Origin of the sequence: Aeromonas sp. R5-1, from assembly GCF_040908265.1 — a bacterium.
Taxonomy (GTDB): domain Bacteria; phylum Pseudomonadota; class Gammaproteobacteria; order Enterobacterales; family Aeromonadaceae; genus Aeromonas; species Aeromonas caviae.
In genome coordinates, this window is sequence record NZ_JBFODJ010000130.1 from 152,598 (window position 1) to 168,511 (window position 15,914).

Sequence of the window (15,914 nt, forward strand, 5' to 3'; positions counted from 1 at the left end):
CCGTGCTCAGTAGGGGCGCGGGTTGGGTTCCAGCCAGCCCATCGCAAGAGAGAGCAGCAGTATGATGACCACCAGCAGGGAGAAGAAGACGCGCCGGCCCAGAGGTACCGACATCTTTTGCGTATTGCCTGCACTGAGCATCAGCCAGAGGGCGTGAAACAGCTGGCCGATGATGAGCAGCAGCATGAGTACCAGAACGACCTTGATCAACATCTTGGGATCCTCCTCGATATGCGCGATTCGGCTGCACGAGACAAGCGACGACCATGGCATCACAGACGCTGGTTCGTCTTGTTGTTCACTCTGGTGGTGACGGCCGGTTTGTGCAAGCTGGCGTTCTGGCAGTGGCAGCGCGGAATGGAAAAAACGGCCTGGCTGGCGCAGATGGCAAAGATGCAGCAGGCCGGGCCAAGGACATTGGCCCAGATCGACTGGCAACACCCGGAGTCACTGGATGGCCAGCCTCTGCAAGGGAAAGCCGAGTGGATCAGCCCTTATGTCTGGTTGCTGGACAACCAGATCGTCAACGGGGAGGTTGGCTATGACGTGCTCATCCCGGTACGCACAGAGGGGGGATCCTCACAGTTGCTGGTCAACCTGGGATGGGTGCCCGCGCCATCCGACAGGTCGCAATTGCCCAATCCCGCCATTCCCGCCGCAATGACCCTTGAAGGTGTTCTGCGCATGGCTCCCGGCGGCTTCCTGTTGGGACAGAACATAGAACCAGGCCCCTACCCGAACCGGCTGCAATCCATCAGGGTCGAGACCCTGCGACAGGCAATCGGAGCCCCGCTTGCAGACGCCGTGTTGTATCAAAGACGAACCCCATTCCTCTATCACTACCAGCACAATGTCATGCCGCCCGAAAAACACCGGGCCTATGCGGTGCAATGGCTCGGCTTGGCGCTGGTGGTTCTGTCAGGGGGGGTCATGCTGACAAGGAGGTGCTCCCCATGAGCGGATGGCGACGCTGGCGGGTGCCCGCGCTCTTTGCCGCGGTGATCCTGCTGCCTGTGGTGCTGGCGGCTCTGACGCTTCATCAGGGCTGGTATGAACCCGGCACGCGCAGCAAGGGGCACTGGCTGCACCAGGAGATCTACCTGTTGCAACCGCTTCCTGCCCATCAGCACCAATGGCGACTGGTCTATCTGGTGGCCCCTCGCTGCGAGGGCCAATGCCGGCAGGTCCCCGCGCTGATGGCACGTATCCAGGCCGCACTTGGCCGTAATCTGGACAAGCTGGAGCTGGTCCAGTTGACACCACCTCACGAGGCAAACACTGAAATGAGGGAGGGGGATATACTGCTGGTGGACGCCCGCGGGCTGGCCATCTTGCGTTACGAGGTACCCGGCAGCACGACGACCTGGCCGTTGCTTGGCAAGGCGGTACTGTCGGATCTGCAGCAACTGCTCAAATATCAGCGTGGGGTGCAGTGACGATGCCGTCGGCATGGAACTCGCATCTTCTGGTTACTGCACGGTCAACGAGGCGGCATATGAAGATGCACAAGAGGCTGGCCTCCGTGGCCATTGCGCTGGCAGTACTGGTCATCGCGCTCGGTGCTTATACCCGGTTGACGGATGCCGGGCTGGCTTGCCCCGATTGGCCAGGTTGCTATGGTTCCCTGGCCATTCCCCGCGCTGAGCATGCGGAACTGGCGGCACAACGTTATCCGGCCAGCCCGCTTGTTCCTCACAAAGCGCGCAGCGAGATGGTGCATCGCTACTGCGCCGGGGTGCTGGGAGGCGTGATTGTGCTCCTATCCGGCTTGGGCTGGCGTACAGGTGGCCGACTGCGTCACCTCTCGCTCATCTTGCTGGTGCTGGTTGCAGGTCAGGCGGCGCTGGGTATGTGGACGGTGACCCTGGCCCTGCATCCTCTGGTGGTGACCACTCATCTGCTGGGCGGCTTCGCCATCCTGACCGTGCTTTGGCTCTATCGGGCCGAATTGGCAGGCTTCACTGTATCCCCGCCCGTACACCAGGGTGTGTCCTGGCTTGGCAGCATGGCCTGCGGCGTGCTGCTGCTGCAGATCGCGCTGGGGGGCTGGACGTCGGCGAACTATGCGGCCATGGCGTGTGTGGAGTTTCCCTTGTGCCAGGGCAACTGGCAGGCAGAGCTGAATTGGGCGCAAGCCTTTCATCTCCCCCTGGGTCACGCCAGTTATGAGTTCGGCGTGCTGGACAAGGAGGCGCGCCAGACCATTCACATCGCCCATCGCCTGGGAGCGCTGACCACGGCCTTGCTGGTGGGTGCTTTCGCCCTCGCGCTGCTCTGCCAGCGGCCCCCCTTGAGAGGGTTTGGCTGGTTGTTGCTGGGTCTGCTGACCGTGCAGATTGCCTTGGGATTGGCGAACGTCCATCTGGCCCTGCCGCTGGCCAACGCCCTTGCACACAATCTGGTGGCCGCCCACCTGCTGGCCTGTTGTGTGCTGGCGCGCGGGAGCCTCTCTTTGCATCATCACGACCCCTTGCCATCCCCTGGGATGGTCAGGAGCCGGACATGAATGGGAGAGGGCGGGTACAGCGCTTCGCCCTCCGCCGGGTGCACGATTATTGTCAGTTGACCAAACCAAAGGTGGTCGCCCTGCTGCTCCTGACCGCCTGGGTGGGCATGCTGCTGGCCGAGCCGACACGCGCCTCTCTGGACGAGATGATACTGGGCCTGGCGGGGATTGGACTGCTCGCTGCCGGGGCGGCGGCCATGAACCATTCTCTGGATAGCGGCATCGATGCCCGGATGCGCAGAACGCGCTGGCGCCCGGTCGCCATGGGACGGATCACGCCGGGGCAGGCGATGAGTTTTGCGATCTGTCTGGCACTGTCGGGGTTTGTTCTGCTTCATTGGGGCGTGAATCCCCTGACTGCCTGGCTGACTTTGGCCAGCCTGTTCGGCTATGCGGTCGTCTATACCCTGCTGCTGAAGCGGGCCACGCCGCAGAATATCGTCATCGGCGGATTGGCGGGAGCCATGCCACCGCTCTTGGGCTGGACCAGCATCACGGGGCAGCTTTCGGCCGAGCCCTGGCTGCTGGTGATGATCATCTTTACCTGGACGCCGCCCCATTTCTGGTCTTTGGCCATCCACCGGCGCGATGACTATGCCGGTGCCGACATTCCCATGCTGCCCGTCACCCACGGCACCGATTTCACCAAGACAGCCATCCTGCTCTATCTGCTGATCCTGACGCTCGTCTGCCTGCTGCCCTATCTGATCGGTATGTCGGGGCTTGTCTACCTGGTCGGCAGCCTTGGGTTGAACCTTGGATTCTGCTGGCATGGCTGGTTGTTGAAATATGAGGAGCGCCCCGGCCAGGCGATGCGCACCTTCCGTTTCTCCATCTATCACCTGATGCTGCTGTTTGGTCTGCTGATTCTGGATCACCACTGGTTGTGGCGGTTGTCATGACGTTGATGCGGGTCGAGGTCGGGTGAATGGTGACGCTGCGTCGGTGCACAGCAGGGATGCACAGACCTGATGCAAAACAAGATGGCCCCAAGGGGCCATCTTGTTTTCAGGGGGACGGAGTGGAGCCTAGAGCTTGACCATGATATGGCGCGGCACCGTGTAGTCCTCCAGCGCGTAGAGGGAGAGATCCTTGCCGTAACCGGACATCTTCATGCCGCCGTGGGGCATCTCGGAGGTGAGCATGAAGTGGGTGTTGATCCAGGTGCAGCCGTACTGCAGGTGGCTGGCCACCTTGCTGGCAAGGCCGAGATCCCGGGTCCAGACCGAGCTGGCGAGGCCGTAATCCGAGTCGTTGGCCCACTGCACCACCTGTTCGGCGTCGGTGAAGCGGGTCACCGACACCACGGGGCCGAACACCTCTCGGCGCACGATTTCATCCTCCTGACGGGCGTGGGCGATCAGGGTCGGCTCGAAGAAGAAGCCGTTGCCGGGGCGGATCTTGCCCCCCGCCGTCACCTCCACGTGACCGCTGCTCTGGGCCCGTTCCACGAAGCTGGCCACCCGGTTGCGCTGCCGATCCGAAATGAGCGGCCCCATCTCCACCCCCTCCTCGTGCGGACCGCCCACCTTGATGGAGGCGACCGCATCCGTCATGGCGGCGACGAACTTGTCATAAATTTTGCCCTGGGCGTAGATGCGGCAGGCGGCGGTACAATCCTGGCCGGCGTTGTAGAAGCCGAAGGTACGAATACCGGCCACCACGGCCTCCAGATCCGCATCGTCGAAGATGATGACCGGCGCCTTGCCCCCCAGCTCCAGGTGGGTGCGCTTCATGGTGCGGGCGGCGCTCTGCAGGATCTTCTGGCCGGTGGCGATGTCACCGGTGAGGGACACCATGCGTACCAGCGGGTGCTCCACCAGCGGTGCCCCCACGCTCTCGCCCCGGCCGCAGACGATGTTGATGACGCCGCGCGGGAAGAGCTCGCTGGCGAGCTCCGCCAGGCGCAGGGCGGTGAGCGGGGTCTGCTCGGAGGGTTTTAGCACCACCGTATTGCCGGCGGCGAGCACGGGGGCCATCTTCCAAGCCGCCATCATCAGCGGATAGTTCCAGGGGGCGATACTGCCCACCACACCGATGGGGTCGCGGCGGATCATGCTGGTGTGCCCCTCGATGTACTCCCCCGCCAGCGGCCCCTGCAGGCAGCGGGCGGCGCCGGCGAAGAAGCGGAAGCAGTCCACTACCGCGGGCAGCTCGTCATTGAGCACCGCCAGATAGGGCTTGCCGCAGTTGAGGGATTCGAGCGCCGCAAACTCCTCGGCGTGGCGCTCGATGGCATCGGCCAGGCGCAGCAGCAGGGTACTGCGCTGGGCTGGCGTGGTGCGGCTCCACTGGGCGAAGGCGCGTTGGGCGCCGTTCACCGCCCGGTTCACCTGCTCGAACGAGGCTTCGGGCACCGAGGCGATCAGCTCGCCGGTGGCCGGGTTGAGGATGGGCTCGGCCTGGCCGTCACCGGTGACGAACTGACCGTCGATCAAGAGTTGGGTAGAGAGTTTCATGGTTGCATCCTTGCGCACGCGTTGAGTCGTTATTTGCCACTGCCGGTGACGTCCTGGCCGTCGCGGGTGAGGTAGTAGGCAAGCAGAATAGGAATGGTGGTGAAGGCCACTATGATGAGCGCCACCACGTTGGTGACCGGCCTGTCCCGTGGCCGGATCAGCTCCTGATACATCCAGATCGGCAGCGTGGTCTGCTGGCCGGCGGTGAAGGTGGTGACGATCACCTCGTCAAAGCTCAGCGCAAACGCCAGCATGCCCCCCGCCAGCAGCGCGGTGGCGAGGTTGGGCAGGATCACGTAGCGCAGAGTCTGGAAGCCGTCGGCGCCGAGATCCATCGATGCCTCGATGAGGCTCTGGTTGGTGCGGCGAAAGCGCGCCAGGGCATTGTTGTAGACTACCACCACGCAGAAGGTGGCGTGACCGATGACGATGGTCCAGAAGCTGAAGGGGATCTCCATCACCCCGTAGGCTGAGCGCAGCGCGATGCCGGTGACGATGCCGGGCAGGGCGATGGGCAGCACCAGCAAGAGTGACACCACCTCCTGGCCGAAGAAGCGGCTGCGGGCGATGGCTCCCGCCGCCAGGGTGCCGAGCACCATGGCCACCAGGGTGGCGAGCCCGGCCACCTCCAGCGACAGCTGGATGGCGCGCCACACGTCTGGGCGGTTGAGGGTCACCTCGAACCACTTGAGGGTGAGCCCGGGGGGCGGGAACTGGTAGCTCTTGCTCTCGCTGGTGAAGGCGTAGAGGAAGATGAACAGGATCGGAAAGTGCAGGAACAGGAGGCCGCCGATGGCCGCGTACTTGAGCAGGCCGGAAGGCTGGTTGCCATGGTCCCGTTTCATGGAGGTATTAGAGCGCATCGAAAGCCCCCAAGCGTTTCGCGATGGTGAGGTAGATGGCGATGATGAGGATCGGCACCAGCGAGAAGGCGGCGGCGAAGGGCAGGTTGCCCGCCGTGCCCTGCTGCATGTAGACCACCTGACCTATGTACATGGTGGAGTTGCCTATGATGCCGGGGATGATGTAGTCCCCCAGCGTCAGGGAGAAGGTGAAGATGGAGCCCGCCACCACGCCGGGCAGGGCCAGCGGCAGGATCAGGGTGCGAAAGGTCTGGGCCGGGGTGGCGCCGAGATCGCCGCTCGCCTCCAGCAAAGAGCGCGGGATCCGCTCCACCGCCGCCTGGATGGGCAGGATCATGAAGGGCAGCCAGACGTAGACGAACACGATGAAGGTGCCGATGCGCGAGAACGACAGCGACGGGCCACCTATCACCGGCAGCGAGAGGATGGCGTCCAGCAGCCAGTCCACTCCCAGAGTATCTGCCAGCCAGCTGATGACCCCCTCCTTGGCCAGGATCAGCTTCCAGGCGTAGACGCGTACCAGATAGCTGGACCAGAGCGGCAGCATGATGCCGACGTAGAACAGGGCCCGGGTCTTGCCGCTGGTGTAGCGCGCCATATAGTAGGCCACCGGAAAGCCGAGCAGGGCGCAGGCCAGGGTCACCAGCAGCGACATGCCGACGGTGCGCAGGATCACGTCCAGGTTCTCCGCCCGCAGCAGGGCGACGAAGTTCTGTAGGCCCAGTTCGTGGCGGATCTGGCCGCTGAACTCGTCCAGCCCGAAGAAGGCGTTGGAGAGCAGCATCAGCAGGGAGCCGACATAGATGATGCCGAGCCACAGCAGGGGCGGCCCGAGCAGGATGGCCAACAGCAGACCCGGCCGCCCGTAGAGCAGGGTGGAGAGGCGCCGCAGCGGCCGATAGGAGAGGGGGGCAGTGGGTTGGCTCATGGCAAGGCTCGCACTGTGGGGGGCGCTCATGGTTGAGCTCCCTGAGGGGCGGTGTGCAGGCGATGGATCGCCTGCTCCGGCCAGCTGAGGCTGACTCGGGCGCCACGGGGCAGGCGGGCCTGGCCCTCGTTGGGGTGGTTGACGATAAGCTCGAGCTGCTCGCCGAGATCGACCCGGTAGCGTACGAAGGGACCGAGGTACTCCACTTCGCGCACCTCCCCTGACCAGCCCGGTGTGCCGGCCTCGGCGAGCCGGATCCGCTCAGGGCGGACCATCATCTGCTGAGCATCGCCGCACAGCCGGCGGGCCTGCTCCCCCTCGAACAGGTTGACGGTGCCGACGAAGCGGGCGACGAAGGGGGTGGCGGGGGCGTCGTAGATGGTATCCGGTGCGGCTATCTGCTCGATCTTGCCCTGATTGAAGATGCAGATCCGGTCGCTCATGGAGAGCGCCTCCTGCTGATCGTGGGTGACGAAGATGAAGGTGATGCCGAGCTGGCGCTGCAAGGCTTTCAGTTCGAGCTGCATCTGCTCGCGCAGCTTGAGGTCGAGCGCCCCGAGCGGTTCGTCCAGCAGCAGGATGCGCGGCTGGTTGATCAGTGCCCGGGCGATGGCGATGCGTTGGCGCTGGCCGCCGGAGAGCTGGCCCGGCTTGCGGTTGCCGACGCCGGGCAGACGCACCAGCTCCAGCATCTCGTCCACCTTGCGGTAACGCTCCGCCTTGGCGACGCCCTTGAGCATCAGGCCATAGCCGATGTTGTCGCGCACATCCATGTTGGGAAACAGGGCGTAGTCCTGAAACACGGTATTGAGGTTGCGATCGTAGGGGGGCACGGTGGAGCAGGGCTCGCCGAACAGCCGGATCTCCCCCTCGCTCGGGTATTCGAAGCCCGCGATCATCCGCAGGCAGGTGGTCTTGCCGGAACCGCTCGGCCCCAGCAGGGTGAAAAATTCTCCGGACGGGATCTGGAAGGAGATGTCGTCGACCGCCTTCACCTCGCCATAGTGGCGGCTGACCCGGTCAAATTGTACGGCATTCATGGGGCGTCCTTGTCTGTGTGGGAAGCGGGCCGGACTCCTGTCCGGCCCCATATCGGCATTTACTGAGGCACCTCAGCGACCACCCAGGATGGCGATATAGTCCGAGACCCAGCGGTAGTAGGGCACGCAGGTTCCCTGGCTCTTGCACTGGGAGACAGGGGTACGCCAGAAGTGAACCCGATCGAAGTTGTCGATGCCGTTGGTCTTGCACCCCTCTTTTCCGAGCAGGGCATTGCCTTCGCAGGCGGCCGGCACCACCGGCACGGAGCCGAACCAGGAGGCGAGATCCCCCTGCAGCTTGTTGTTGAGGGAGTGCTCCAGCCATTTGTAGGCACAGGTGAGGTTCTTGGCCTCGCTGTGCACCATGCTGGTGTCGGCCCAGCCGGTGACCCCTTCCTTGGGCACGGTAGTGGCGATGGGCTGCTTGTCGGCGATCAGGGTATTGGCCTGGAACGGCCAGGAGCCGGAGGCCACCACCCCCTCGTTCTTGAAGTCATCGATCTGGACGAAGGCGTCGTGCCAGTAGCGTCCCACCAGCTTGCGCTGCTGGCGCAGGAGGTCGAGGGCGGCCTTGTACTGATCCTCGTTCAGCTCGTAGGGATCCTTGATGCCGAGCGCCGGCTGATGGCTCATCAGATAGAGGGCGGCATCGGCGATGTGGATCGGGCCGTCAAATGCCTGCACCCGACCCTTGTTGGACTTGCCGTCCGGCAGGGTCTGCTCCTCGAACACCACGTTCCAGGAGTCGGGCGCCTTGGGGAACACCTTGGTGTTGTACATCAAGATGTTGCCGCCCCACTGGTAGGGCACGCCATAGTGCTTGCCGTCCACCGTGTGCCAGGGGGCATTCTGCAGGCGGGGGTCTATCTTGCCGTAGCTCGGGATGAGCGCCAGGTTCAGTGCCTGCACCTTGCCGCCGGCGATGAGGCGCAGGCTGGCGTCGCCGGAGGCGGTCACCAGATCGAAGCCCCCCTCGTTCATCAGCGCCACCATCTCGTCCGAGGTGGCGGCCGTCTTGACGTTGACCTTGCAGCCGGTCTCTTTCTCGAAGCCGGTGACCCAGTCGTAGTTCTTGTCGGTCTCGCCGCGCTCCACGTAGCCGGCCCAGGCCACGATGTTGAGCTGGCCTTCACCCTTGCCGAGAGTGGTGGGGGCAGCCTGGACCTGGCTTGCCAGCAGCGCCGGGATCAGGGCCAGGGTCAGAGGGGTCAATTTCATCTTGCTCTCCTTGCATGATTGGCAACCGTGGCGGCGCCACAGTAGGCATTAACATCCTGTTAACCAGTCATGAGCGTAGGAGAAGCCGGGAGCAATGAGAATTTCAATTTTTAACGGCTTGGGTATCTGTAAAATCGATATCGAGTGCGGATGAATCTGATTTTTTTGCCGGAGTCACGGCTGTTCAGGCTCAGTCCTAGCGGGGGAGGTGCTGGCGGGCCCGTAGCCGGCTCTGATCTCTGGCGATGTCGATGAACTCGCGTGCGGCCCAGTCAAGGCGCGAGCCGCGCCGCCACACCAGACCGATGTCGATGGCGGGGATGGGCTCCTTGATGGCGCGGGCCTCGACCCGCTCCTGCTCCAGCGACCAGGGGCGGTAGGCAAAGTCCGGCAGCAGGGCGAGCCCGAGCTGGCTCGCCACCAGGCTGCGCACCGCTTCCACCGAGGCGGTACGCAGCACGATGCGCGGCGCGATACCGTAGCGGCGTAGGCCGCCGCCGATGATCTGGTCCAGCTGGTCGGCGGTCAGCGAGATCATGGGCTCCTCGCCGAGCGCCTTGAGGGAGAGGGTCGACTCGGCGCAGAGGGGGTGGTTGGCGGCGAGCCAGACCCGCAGCGGCGAGCGGGTCAGCAGCTCGGCATCGAACGCCTCCTGGCGGATGGTGCGGTTGGTCATCAGGATCCCCACATCCACCTCACCGTTGACGATCTGGTGCTCGAGATAGGGCTGCTCATCCTCCTTCACCTCGATCTGCACCGCCGGGAAGGCGCGGCGAAAGCGGCCGAGGGCCTCCGACAGATAGTAGCCTGCCACCAGGGTCGTTACGCCGATAGTGAGCCGCCCCTGATCCTGCTGGGCTACCGCTTTGAGAGAGTGGCTGGCTTCGGTCATGGCGCCGAGGATGCGACGGGCGTGCAGCAGAAACTGGTGGCCCTGGGTGGTGAGGCTGACCCCGCGCGGATTGCGCTCGAACAGGGCGGCGCCGAGCTCGGTCTCCAGCTCGCGGATGGCGCTGGTGACCGCCGACTGGGAGATGTGCAGCTCGGCGGCTGCGCGGCTGACCGAGAAGCTGTCGGCTACCGCCACGAAATAGCGGATCTGGCGAAAGGTGAAGTTCATCTGGGCGTCCTGCCACGTGCGATCAAGGTGAGTGCCAGCTTAACCTCGAATCGCGCCCAGACAAAAGGCGCCGTGATGGCGCCTTTGTCGTTGTTTTTACGGAAATTAGCGGGCTGTCACTGCCTCTGTGACCGGTACACGGTTCACTCCCTTGCCCAGATAGGCGAGGGTGATGGTCACTATGATGCAGGTGAAGCTGAGCCACATGTAGGGCAGGTAGTCGAGGGTCGCCACCCCGAGGACACCAGCCATGAAGATGCCGTTGTCGCTCCAGGGCACCATGCCGCAGGTGAGGGTGCCGCCAAACTCGGCGTTGCGGGAGAGGTTCTTGCGCGCAAGCCCCAGTCTGTCGTAGTTCTTGGCCATGATCTTGGGGGTCAGGATCAGGGACACATACATGGCGGAACCGAACACGTTGGCCAGGAAGGCGGTGCCGATGGTGTGGCTGGTCAGGCTGCCGGCGCTGTTGATGCGCTTCTCGAAGGCGCTGGCGATCACTTCCAGGATGCCGACCTTCTCCAGCAGACCGCCGAAGCCCAAGCCGAAGATGATGACGGCCACGGAACCCAGCATGGACTCCATACCGCCGCGGCCCAGGATGTTGTCGATGAAGTCGACGCCGGAGGTGATGGCAAACGGGCTGTAGGCGGAGTGCATTGCCTTCACCGGATCCATGTCCTGGAAGACGATGGCCCAGACAAGACCCAGCAAGGCGCCGAAGCTTATCACCGGGAAGGCGGGCTTGCGGTTGGCCAACAGGCCCAGCACCAGCACCACGGGCACTATGGCCATGGGGGTGATGTTGAACTGCTTGTCGAGGGCGTCCATCACCAGATTGACCTGCTCCAGGCTGACGTTGCCGGAGTACTGCATGCCGACCACGGTGAACAGGGCGGCGGTGATGACGTAGGAGAACAGACTGATGGGCAGCATCCCCTTGATGTGTTCCATCACGTCGACGTTGGACATGGTAGAGGCCAGCACCACGGAGTCGGAGAGCGGGGAGAGCTTGTCACCGAAGTAGACTCCGGAGAGCACGGCACCGGCTACCAGCGGCGCGGGTACCCCCAGGCTGTGGCCTATGCCCATCATGGCGATGCCGGCGGTGGCCGCCGAGCCCCAGGAGGTGCCGGTGGCCAGCGAGGTGAGAGAGCAGATGATCAGGGTCGCCAGCAGGAAGATGGAGGGGTGTATCACCTTGAGGCCGAAGTAGATGATGCTGGGGACGATGCCGCCGGCAATCCAGGTGCCCACCAGGGCACCGACGGAGATCAGTATCAGGATGGCCCCCATCCCCTTGGCGACGCCGTCGACTGCCGCCTGCTCCAGGGATTTGTAATCGTGGCCGAGCTTGATGCCGAGTCCCATGATGACGAACCAGGCGATGAACAGTGCCAGCTGGATTGGCAGATCCAGCACGCTGGTGAAGGAGAAGGCCAGGGCCAGGAAAATGGCCAGGCAGGCAAATACTTGCGACATGCCCGGCAATCGGATGTGGTGTTGTTGGTTTTGCATAGACGCTCCCTAAACTCTTGCTCGCCAAGGTCAGCCCCTCTCGTCCTGCGGATGCGTCGATCCCGAGAGGCTTACCAAAAGAGGGCGCAATCTACCATAAAGCGGAGGTGTAAAATCCCTGCTCATTCGGCAAAACAGCTTTAAAATTTTAAAATCCCACAAAATAGTTGATCTGATCGGCATTTTTCACTGTTCAATCGACACCGTTTGATAGCCGGAGATCCATAGGTAAGTTCGATTGCAGATGACAACACCAAGGATGATAATAGTTATCATTAATCTTTTTCGGACCAATGCCAATGAACTGGATAGCACGCGCTCTGCTCTTGGCCGCCCTTCTGGCGGTGCTGGTCTGGGGTCAGGAGAAGGAATACGGGTTCTGGAGCCTGGGATTCTTGCTGGCTGCCTGGGTCATGCTGGAACCCAGGCTGAGACCGGTGTTGATCCTGCTGCCGGTTGCGGGAATGACAGGGGTCGTCACTCTGCTCTGGCAGCAGGGCTGGCATTAAGCCTGGCGAGTGGGGACGGCCTGGATCTTGTCGTAGGCCTGGCGCAGGGAGGCGATGACCTTCTTCTCCATCTCGCTGCGTTCGGCGTCTGTCGTGAAGTAGATCATGTCGACATCGTGACGGATGTAGTGGGAAGGAAGCTGGTTGAGTGTCAGGCAGCAGAGGTCTGCCAGCTGATAGGGGGTCAATGTTCGAGCCAACCCCTGTTTTTCTATCTCCTTGAGCACCAGATGCTCATAGAAGTTGTGAATATCGGTATCCAGGATCATGGGAAAACCCCCGTGGTGGCGCAGCATCTTCAACAGCATAGCCATGGGGCATGAAAACACAAAAGGCCCGTTACTCTCGTAACGGGCCTTTGCAGAATGATGGTGCGAAGAGAGGGACTCGAACCCTCACATCCGTGGGACACTAACACCTGAAGCTAGCGCGTCTACCAATTCCGCCACCTTCGCACACTGATTTTCTCCAGCTGGTTTTTAAATGCGGTTGGAGCGCATTTTCTGTGTTTTACATGCCAGAAGCATGGTGCGAAGAGAGGGACTCGAACCCTCACACCCGGGGGGCACTAACACCTGAAGCTAGCGCGTCTACCAATTCCGCCACCTTCGCACATCGGGTTATCAGTCTGGATTTACATGCTGTCTGATAAAAGCATGGTGCGAAGAGAGGGACTCGAACCCTCACACCCGGGGGGCACTAACACCTGAAGCTAGCGCGTCTACCAATTCCGCCACCTTCGCACATCGGGTTATCAGTCTGAATTTACATGCCGTCTGATAAGAGCATGTTGCAGTATGGTGCGAAGAGAGGGACTCGAACCCTCACATCCGTGGGACACTAACACCTGAAGCTAGCGCGTCTACCAATTCCGCCACCTTCGCATCACTGCGGTGGGGGATTCTATAGAGTTTTGGGGGGGCGTCAACAGCCAAAGGGGACTTTTTTCGCTGTTGACGGATAAAGGCGTGCCAAGGGCACAAAACTTCAGCAATCGGCGTCAGACGGTGGCCAGCGCATCCTGATACATCTGTTCGTACAGGATGACGGAGTCTGCCCAGTCGAAGCGGGTGTTCATGGCGTGGTGCTGCACACGGGCAAAACGTGCCGGCTCCTGCAGATAATGGAGCAGGCTGCGGCGCATGGCATCGAGCAAGGTGCTGGCAGTGGGATCGTTGAAGCAGAAACCGGTCGCGTGCGTCGGGTCGGCATCCCAGTCCACGACGGTATCTTTCAATCCGCCGACAGCCCTCACCAGGGGCAGGGTGCCATAGGCCAGACTGTACATCTGGTTGAGCCCGCATGGCTCGAACAGAGAAGGCATCAGGAAGAAGTCGGCGCCAGCCTCCACCAGGTGGGCCAGACGGTCGTCATAGGCATTGATGAAGGCAAACTTGTCGGGATGCTGCTGGGCAATGCTTTGCAACTGGGCGGCGAGAGAGGGATCACCGGAGCCCACGATCACTACCTGGACCTGATGCTGCAAGAACTTGTCCAGCGCCGGGATGAGCAGGTGTACTCCTTTCTGCTCGGTCAGTCGACACACCATGCCATAGATGGGGAGGTTGCCGACGGGGAGCCCCGTCTCCTGCTGCAGGATGCGCTTGCAGGTGTGTTTGCCATCCAGGTTGTCGGCATCATAGGTGGCGGGCAACAGGGGATCGAAGGCGGGATCCCAGTCCTGATAGTCACAGCCGTTGAGGATGCCACGCAGGTCAGCTGCCCGCTGCTGGAATACGCTGGCCATGCCGTGAGCGCCCAGGTGTGTCAGCAGCTCGCTGGCGTAGTTGGGGCTGACTGCATTGATCTTGTCTGCGTAGAGCACACCGCACTTGAGCAGATTGATGTGACCATAGTCGTAGTTGATGCGCTGCTCGTAGTCGTGGATTTCCGGCACGGCCCAGAACTGCTGGCGATCGAACACGCCCTGAAAGGCCGCGTTGTGAATGCTGATGACCGACCGGGTGCGCTGGAAGAAGGGGTTGTGGGCATGACGGGTTTTCAGCAGCAGCGGCAGCAGACCGGTGTGCCAGTCGTTGCAGTGGGCGATGTCGGGAGCGAAACCCAGCTGTTCGCACGCATGCAGGGCCGCCGCGGCCAGAAAGGCAAAGCGTTCACCGTTGTCGGGATAGGCCTGGTTGTTCTCGGCATAGAGCTGGGGGCGGTCGAAATAGTGCGGGCAATCGAGCAGATAGACGCAGATCCCGTCCAGTTCCAGCTGATGGATGCGATAGCTGATATCACTGCGATCCTGGGGGGTGGGGAGCCAGCGCGAGGCGAGGAGGGTGGCCTCGTCCCGGCGCTTGATGGTCTTGTAGAAGGGCATAATGATGCGCACATCGTGCCCCTGACGGGCGAGATGCTGCGGCAGGGCCTTGGCCACATCCGCCAGGCCCCCGGTCTTCACTAGCCCCTCAACCTCCGAGGCTACAAACAGGATTTTCAGTGGGTTAATAGCCAACTCTTGCTCCCTTAGGTACCACGACGATACCGCCTTCGGATACGGTAAACCGCTCTCTGTCATGGTCCAGATTCTCACCGATCACGGTGCCGGGTGCAATTTCAACGTTTTTGTCGATGATGGCGCGGCGAATGGAGCAACCTTCACCGATTTTCACATCCCCCAGCAGCACGGATTCACTGATGTGGCTGCAGGGGCCTATGTTGCAGCGAAATCCCAGTATGGATCGCTGGATCTGGCTGCCCTGAATGAAGCAGCCACCGGAGATCAGGGAGTTGGCGATCTTGACCTTGCAGTCGTCGGTATCGATGAAGGTGGCGGGGGGCAGGGGCGGGTAATGGGTGTGCAGCGGCCACTTGCGATTGTAGAGAGAGAAGGGGGCATCGTCGGCCACCAGATCCATGTGTGCCTGCCAGTAAGAGTCGAGCGTCCCCACATCGCGCCAGTAGACGTTGGGCTTCTCGCCCGGGATCACGTTGGTGCTGTAGTCGTAGACATAGACGGGGGCACGGGGGAACAGGCTGGGAATGATGTCCTTGCCGAAATCGTGACTGGAGTTCTCCTCGGCGGCATCCCGCTTGAGCTCCCGATAGAGGGCCTCGGTCTCGAAGATGTAGTTGCCCATGGAGACCAGGGCCTGGGTGGGGTCGCCGGGGATGTGTTTCGGGTGACGGGGCTTTTCTTCAAAGCCAATCATGCGCCCTTCCTGATCCACCTCGATCACCCCGAAGGCGCTTGCTTCCTCGATGGGCATGCGCAGTGCAGCGACGGTCAGGGCGGCCGCTTTCTGCTTGTGGAAGCTCACCATCTGGCTCACGTCCATCTTGTAGATGTGATCGGAGCCGAAGATGCAGACGTGCTCGGGGTCGGAGATCTCGATGAAGCGCAGGTTCTGGTAAATGGCGTCTGCGGTGCCGTCATACCAGCGTTTGCCCATTCGCATCTGGGCCGGAATGGGGTCGATGAAGCGATCCGTGATGCCGACGATGTTCCAGCCCTTCTTCATGTGCAGGTAAAGGGACTGGGACTTGAACTGGGTGAGTACATAGATGCGCAGGAAGTCGGCGTTGACGAAGTTGTTGAGCACGAAGTCGATCAACCGGTAACTGCCGCCAAAGGGCACGGAGGGTTTGCTGCGGGTGGTGGTCAGCGGTTGCAGTCGGGTACCTTCACCGCCTGCCAGTATCATGGTGAGTATGCCTGCCATCGTCGTTCTCTCCCTGAGATCATGATGTTGAAAAGGTTTTCATGTCGCTGCGAAAAAAACACCCCTAAAGGGGTGGTAAACGTTTTCT

The 15,914-nt window shown here is 62.0% G+C and carries 15 protein-coding genes, 4 tRNA genes and 1 pseudogene; 5 read left to right on the forward strand and 15 right to left on the reverse strand.

Going from position 1 to position 15,914, the window contains the following annotated elements; translation table 11 throughout:
- Positions 1-6: 6 nt before the first annotated feature.
- Positions 7-213, reverse strand: coding sequence for a DUF2909 family protein (locus AB5Y64_RS19555; RefSeq protein ID WP_039039709.1), 207 nt, complete (start codon positions 211-213; stop codon positions 7-9).
- Between the two features lie 18 nt (positions 214-231).
- On the opposite strand from AB5Y64_RS19555, the gene AB5Y64_RS19560 reads away from it, so the two are divergent.
- Genes AB5Y64_RS19560 through cyoE form a run of 4 tightly spaced genes read left to right on the forward strand, consistent with a single transcriptional unit; the run spans position 232 to position 3,408 of the window.
- Entirely contained in the window at positions 232-957 is a 726-nt protein-coding gene (locus AB5Y64_RS19560; protein ID WP_234704013.1) for an SURF1 family protein, read from the forward strand.
- The gene (locus tag AB5Y64_RS19565; RefSeq protein ID WP_039039707.1) at positions 954-1,436 is read left to right on the forward strand and encodes a hypothetical protein; all 483 of its coding nucleotides are present in this window, start codon (positions 954-956) and stop codon (positions 1,434-1,436) included. The genes AB5Y64_RS19560 and AB5Y64_RS19565 overlap by 4 nt, the downstream gene beginning before the upstream one ends.
- 59 nt (positions 1,437-1,495) lie before the next feature.
- Positions 1,496-2,506, forward strand: a complete 1,011-nt coding sequence (locus tag AB5Y64_RS19570; protein WP_039039706.1) for a heme A synthase — start codon at positions 1,496-1,498, stop codon at positions 2,504-2,506.
- Complete coding sequence (gene cyoE / locus AB5Y64_RS19575) at positions 2,503-3,408, forward strand: heme o synthase (protein WP_039039705.1); 906 nt, start codon at positions 2,503-2,505, stop codon at positions 3,406-3,408. Before AB5Y64_RS19570 ends, cyoE begins: the two co-directional genes overlap by 4 nt.
- A 126-nt stretch (positions 3,409-3,534) precedes the next feature.
- Here the strand turns inward: cyoE and AB5Y64_RS19580 are convergent, their stop codons facing one another.
- From AB5Y64_RS19580 to nhaC, 7 genes are all read right to left on the reverse strand, one after another.
- Complete coding sequence (locus AB5Y64_RS19580) at positions 3,535-4,965, reverse strand: gamma-aminobutyraldehyde dehydrogenase (RefSeq protein ID WP_039039704.1); 1,431 nt, start codon at positions 4,963-4,965, stop codon at positions 3,535-3,537.
- A gap of 29 nt (positions 4,966-4,994) precedes the next feature.
- Positions 4,995-5,810 carry an ABC transporter permease gene (locus tag AB5Y64_RS19585; RefSeq protein ID WP_039039703.1) on the reverse strand — a complete coding sequence of 272 codons (816 nt, stop codon included), beginning with the start codon at positions 5,808-5,810 and terminating at the stop codon, positions 4,995-4,997.
- Positions 5,811-5,817: 7 nt separating this feature from the next.
- Positions 5,818-6,786, reverse strand: coding sequence for an ABC transporter permease (locus AB5Y64_RS19590; RefSeq protein ID WP_039039702.1), 969 nt, complete (start codon positions 6,784-6,786; stop codon positions 5,818-5,820).
- Entirely contained in the window at positions 6,783-7,796 is a 1,014-nt protein-coding gene (locus AB5Y64_RS19595; RefSeq protein ID WP_010675762.1) for an ABC transporter ATP-binding protein, read from the reverse strand. Before AB5Y64_RS19595 ends, AB5Y64_RS19590 begins: the two co-directional genes overlap by 4 nt.
- Positions 7,797-7,868: 72 nt before the next feature.
- Entirely contained in the window at positions 7,869-9,014 is a 1,146-nt protein-coding gene (locus tag AB5Y64_RS19600) for an ABC transporter substrate-binding protein (protein ID WP_039039701.1), read from the reverse strand.
- A 196-nt stretch (positions 9,015-9,210) separates the two neighbouring features.
- On the reverse strand, positions 9,211-10,134 hold the full coding sequence (locus AB5Y64_RS19605; protein WP_039039700.1) for a LysR family transcriptional regulator: 924 nt from the start codon (positions 10,132-10,134) through the stop codon (positions 9,211-9,213).
- Positions 10,135-10,239: 105 nt separating this feature from the next.
- Complete coding sequence (gene nhaC, locus AB5Y64_RS19610) at positions 10,240-11,649, reverse strand: Na+/H+ antiporter NhaC (RefSeq protein ID WP_010675759.1); 1,410 nt, start codon at positions 11,647-11,649, stop codon at positions 10,240-10,242.
- Between the two features lie 299 nt (positions 11,650-11,948).
- Between nhaC and AB5Y64_RS19615 the strand changes: the two genes are divergently transcribed.
- A complete protein-coding gene (locus AB5Y64_RS19615) occupies positions 11,949-12,158 on the forward strand; it encodes a hypothetical protein (protein WP_010675758.1) in 210 nt (69 codons plus the stop codon).
- Here the strand turns inward: AB5Y64_RS19615 and AB5Y64_RS19620 are convergent.
- The 7 genes and pseudogenes from AB5Y64_RS19620 to glgC form a co-directional block, all read right to left on the reverse strand.
- Positions 12,155-12,427 carry a late competence development ComFB family protein gene (locus AB5Y64_RS19620; protein ID WP_029314828.1) on the reverse strand — a complete coding sequence of 91 codons (273 nt, stop codon included), beginning with the start codon at positions 12,425-12,427 and terminating at the stop codon, positions 12,155-12,157. The genes AB5Y64_RS19615 and AB5Y64_RS19620 overlap by 4 nt on opposite strands.
- A 100-nt stretch (positions 12,428-12,527) precedes the next feature.
- A tRNA-Leu gene (locus AB5Y64_RS19625) sits at positions 12,528-12,613 on the reverse strand.
- A gap of 71 nt (positions 12,614-12,684) precedes the next feature.
- Positions 12,685-12,770: transfer RNA gene (locus tag AB5Y64_RS19630), tRNA-Leu, on the reverse strand.
- Between the two features lie 45 nt (positions 12,771-12,815).
- A tRNA-Leu gene (locus AB5Y64_RS19635) sits at positions 12,816-12,901 on the reverse strand.
- 55 nt (positions 12,902-12,956) lie between these two features.
- Positions 12,957-13,042, reverse strand: a tRNA-Leu gene (locus tag AB5Y64_RS19640).
- A gap of 116 nt (positions 13,043-13,158) precedes the next feature.
- Positions 13,159-14,619, reverse strand: coding sequence for a glycogen synthase GlgA (glgA, locus tag AB5Y64_RS19645; protein WP_039040607.1), 1,461 nt, complete (start codon positions 14,617-14,619; stop codon positions 13,159-13,161).
- Positions 14,609-15,829: pseudogene (glgC, locus tag AB5Y64_RS19650) on the reverse strand (glucose-1-phosphate adenylyltransferase); the annotation flags it as partial. The gene glgA and the pseudogene glgC, both read right to left, overlap by 11 nt.
- Between the last annotated feature and the right edge of the window lie 85 nt (positions 15,830-15,914).